We start from the raw sequence: 4117 nt of genomic DNA on the forward strand, positions 1-4117 counted from the left end.
GCCAGCCGTGCCCAGCCGCCCAGCCGTGGCGCGGCGAGCGCCGGTTCGAGCGGGGGCGCCGGCGTGAGCCGCTCCGCCAGGCCGGTGACGGCGTCGAGCACCCGCTCCAGTTCGTCCTCGCGCCACGGCTGCGCGGGCAGCGCGCCGTCGATGTCCTCGAAGACCAGTGCCACCCACTCACCGTCGTCGAAGGACCCGAGCAGCCGCGGTACGGGCACGCCGGAAGGCAGTCCTCCCGTCACTCCGATCTCGCGGCGATGGAACGCGCCGACCGCCGGAGCGGCCACCGCGTCGACGGCCTTGACGAAGGCCCTGCGGCCGTCGGACAGCTCCAGCCGCACCGCGAGACCGTCGGAGAAACCGCCCTGCTGGCTGCCGGCCGCGGTCACCGTGCCCTGGAGCACGTCCTCGATCCCGGCCGACACCGAGCGCGGCAGACCGCGCCACGGAATGCGTCTGCTGCCCGTGTACGAGGGAAAGGAATCAGGCATACGGCTCCGTACCAAGGTGGTCGGTACGGAGCTCCGTCACTGGTCAAGCACGGTGGGCGCGGACGGTTTCGAACCGCCGACATCTGCTTTGTAAGAGCAGCGCTCTACCCCTGAGCTACGCACCCGTGGATGAGGGAACAGCGTACATGGCACGGGGGGTCCGGCCGCAAACGGGCAAGGAGCGGTACGGGTACGGGGGGTATCCCCACCACCGAAACGGTGGGCGGCCGGATCGGCCCGGGCGCCGCGCGTCCCTACGGTGGGAACACAGCCAAGACGCGCGGTGCACGCCCAGTGCACGCGCGCTGGACGCGCACTATCTGGGGGACGATCACCGTGGCCGCACGCCGTATCCGCACCCGTACGTTTCTCGCCCCGGGCGGGGCCCTTCTTGTCGCGCTCGCCGTCAGCGGATGCGGCGGTGCGGACGCCTCGGACGCGCCCGCCGAGAAGAAGTCGTTCGCGCTGGACGGGAAGACGCTGACGATCGAGGCCGGGAACTCGGTGGTCGATCTGGTGCCCGCCGATGTGAAGAGCGTCGAGGTGACCCGTCGGGTCGACGGCTGGGTGTTCGCCGGCAGCGGGCCCGACGCGAGCTGGAAGATGACCGACGACACGCTCTCGCTCAAGGTGAGGTGCCGGGCGATCGCCAGCGATTGCGAGGCGCTGCACGAGGTGAAGGTGCCGCGCGGAGTGGCCGTGACGGTGCACGGCGACAACGGCGAAATAGTCGCCACCGGCTTCGACACCGGGCTGAAGCTGAGGTCGGACAACGGATCGGTGACCGTCCGGGACTCCGGCGGACCGGTCGATCTGGAGAGCGACAACGGAAAGATCACGACGGCGGGCCTCTCCGCCAGGACCGTCGCCGCGAAGTCCAACAACGGATCCGTGCACCTCGGGATCACGGCCGTACCCGACACGGTCGACACCGTCAGCGACAACGGCCGGATCGTGATCGATCTGCCCGCGTCCAAGACGTCGTACGCGGTGACGGCGACGAGCGACAACGGCGATGTCGACGTGGACGTACCGACCGACAAGAGCAGCGCTCATGTGGTGAACGCCCGCAGCGACAACGGGAAGGTCACGGTGCGCAGTACGGGCTGAAACGCCGGCCGCCGACCCGACGGACCGCGAAACGCGGACACCAAGCGCGAACTAACCGGCCCGTGTGTTCGTCCTTACCTGGTGGGAGAATGGACCAGGCAGGGCGAACTCGGCACGGGAGAGGGATGTGACGGCGACACACGCACAGCCGCACGCAAGAGCCCAAGCTAAGGCGAGTGCCGTCCGTGATGTCCTCACGCTGATGCTGCTGCCGGTGCCGTTGATCGCCGCCGCGCTGCCGGCCACCTTCGCCGGCGGCGGTACGCGACGCTGGTTCGGCGGTCGTGGCGAGAGCCAGCGCGCCGACGCCCAGGCCGCGAAGGACGCCGCCGCGGCCTCCTTCTACGAGCTGGACACCGCCCAGCGCGATCTGCGGATCTCGATAGAGACCATCACGGCGGTGGACAGTTCGCCGGGAGCCCGCAAGGCCGTCGCCGACTTCGCGGCGCTCGGGCAGCGTATCGACGAGGTGAGCCACACCTATATCACCGCCGTCGACGCGCACGACCTCGACCGGGACGATCTGGAGCCCTCCGTCGCGTCCAAGGCCCGTGGCGAGCTGACCAAGGCCAAGGCGGATCTGGACCGGGTCAAGGGCGAGCTGGACCGGTTCGAGCAGGGGCTCGGACCGCTGCTCGACAAGGCCGAGACGCAGCTCGCCCGGCTGGCGCCCGCCGTGGAGCGTGCGCGGCAGGCGCTTCTCTCCGCGAGCAACGCGCTCGACGCCGCACGCGCCTCCGGACTGCGCGCGGACGATCTCGCCGCCCGGCTCGCCGCCCTCGGCCCCGAGCTGACCAAGCTCAACCAGGGCGCGGGACAGCACGGCGTGGCCGACACGCTCCAGCGCGCCGACCGCGTGCTGCGCGACGCCGAGGCCGTACGGACCGAGGCGGAGCGGCTGCCCGAGCGCGCCCAGGAGATAGACCGCCGGCTGGTCTCGCTGCGTACGCGCGCCCAGGCCCTGACCACCCGCGCGGGCTCCGTGGAGCCCGTCCTCAGCGAGCTGCGCCGCCGTTTCACCGCCGCGTGCTGGCAGGACCTCCAGCAGGTGCCCGACCATGCCGCGACCAGCGTCCGTCAGGCCGAGGAGAAGCTGAAGGAAGCGGGCAAGGCGCGCGAGGAGCAGCGCTGGGCGGACGCGACCTCACTGCTCAGTACGGCGCGGGCCCTGCTGAACGGCACGGACGAGGCGGTCTCCGCCGCCGGTGACCGGCTGCAACGGCTGAACGCCGTGTCGAAGGACCCGCAGCAGGAGATCGACCGTACGCGGTTCGCGATCCGCGACGCCCAGCGTCTGGCCATGACCGGACGCCATACGCCCGAGCCGCGCCACGCCCGCCCGCTGGACGACTCGGTGGCCAGGCTGGAGCGCGCGGTGGCCGCGCTGGAAGGCCGCCATCCCGACTACTGGCACTTTCTGACCGAGACCGAGGCCGTGCGGAACACCGTGGCCCGAGTGGTCTCGGACATCCGCGAGGAGCGCGGCGCGGCGGCGCCCGGCCACGGCGGCTGATTTGTCCTCGGCCCTGGCTGGGCGGATGCTGGGTATTACGCCGTACGCCAGTACTACGCCGTACGCCAAAGGAGGCCGCACATGGCCACCCAAGCGCTCCGCCGCCCTCATCGGCGGCATGTCAGACTCGATGAACAGCTGCCTGTCGACCACCGGCTGAACCAGGTCTACCGGATCGGCGCCGGAGTCATGGGGCTGATCCTGATCGTCTTCGGCATTCTCGGACTGCTCAACAAGGTCGGCTTCTTCGACACCGGCGGCGCCGGTGTCGCGGGTCTGAACACCAATGGCGCGCTGGGCGTGCTGTCCATCTGTGTCGGGCTGCTGCTCCTGGCCGGCATGACGATCGGCGGGAATCTCGCCTCGACGCTGAATATGGTCCTCGGAGTTCTCTTCATCGCCAGCGGATTCGTCAATCTCGCGCTGCTGGACACCAGTTACAACTTCCTCGCCTTTCATTTGCCCAATGTGCTGTTCAGCTTTGTGGTGGGACTGCTGCTGATGCTGTTCGGCATGTACGGAAGGGTCAGCGGCGGTCTGCCGCACGACAATCCGTACTGGCGCGCCCGCCATCCCGAACAGGCGGAGCACGAGCAGCGCCTCCGCGCCAAGATCGAACACGTACAGGCCCATGGCCATGGCTATGGGCATCTGCACGATCACAGCTATCAGTACGAGCAGGAGCGGCACGGACAAGAACAGCCGCAACAGCCGCACGAGGAGAGCCGGATGGACAGCGACCCCCACTCCTGAGCCAACTCCTGAGCCGCCGCCCACGCGCCCCCTCCGCCGGATAGCCTGATGCCATGCCTCGCTATGAGTACCGCTGCCGCTCCTGTGGTGACACCTTCGAGCTCAGCCGCCCGATGTCCGAGTCCGCGGCCCCGGCCTCGTGCCCTGCGGGCCACGACGACACCGTGAAGCTCCTCTCCACCGTCGCCGTCGGCGGCACGGCCAAGGCCGGCTCCCCGGGCCCGGCCGCCACGACCGGCGGGGGCGGCGG

At 70.1% G+C, this 4117-nt stretch carries 4 protein-coding genes, 1 tRNA gene and 1 pseudogene; 4 read left to right on the forward strand and 2 right to left on the reverse strand.

Annotation, left to right across the window (positions count from 1 at the left end):
* Together GA0115259_RS40725 and GA0115259_RS31075 are read right to left on the reverse strand one after the other, a co-directional pair.
* Positions 1-491 (reverse strand): annotated as a pseudogene (locus GA0115259_RS40725) (aminoglycoside phosphotransferase family protein); the annotation flags it as partial.
* A gap of 53 nt (positions 492-544) precedes the next feature.
* Positions 545-616 (reverse strand) — tRNA-Val (locus GA0115259_RS31075).
* A gap of 211 nt (positions 617-827) precedes the next feature.
* Between GA0115259_RS31075 and GA0115259_RS31080 the strand changes: the two genes are divergently transcribed.
* The 4 genes from GA0115259_RS31080 to GA0115259_RS31095 all read left to right on the forward strand — a co-directional run.
* Complete coding sequence (locus tag GA0115259_RS31080; protein WP_256098219.1) at positions 828-1601, forward strand: DUF4097 family beta strand repeat-containing protein; 774 nt, start codon at positions 828-830, stop codon at positions 1599-1601.
* 127 nt (positions 1602-1728) lie between these two features.
* Entirely contained in the window at positions 1729-3114 is a 1386-nt protein-coding gene (locus tag GA0115259_RS31085; protein ID WP_093603177.1) for an efflux RND transporter periplasmic adaptor subunit, read from the forward strand.
* Between the two features lie 81 nt (positions 3115-3195).
* Entirely contained in the window at positions 3196-3867 is a 672-nt protein-coding gene (locus tag GA0115259_RS31090) for a DUF4383 domain-containing protein (protein WP_093603179.1), read from the forward strand.
* 53 nt (positions 3868-3920) lie between these two features.
* The coding region (locus tag GA0115259_RS31095; RefSeq protein ID WP_093603181.1) for an FmdB family zinc ribbon protein at positions 3921-4117 on the forward strand (197 nt) is incomplete at its 3' end.

Origin of the sequence: Streptomyces sp. MnatMP-M17, assembly GCF_900091995.1 — a bacterium.
GTDB lineage: Bacteria > Actinomycetota > Actinomycetes > Streptomycetales > Streptomycetaceae > Streptomyces.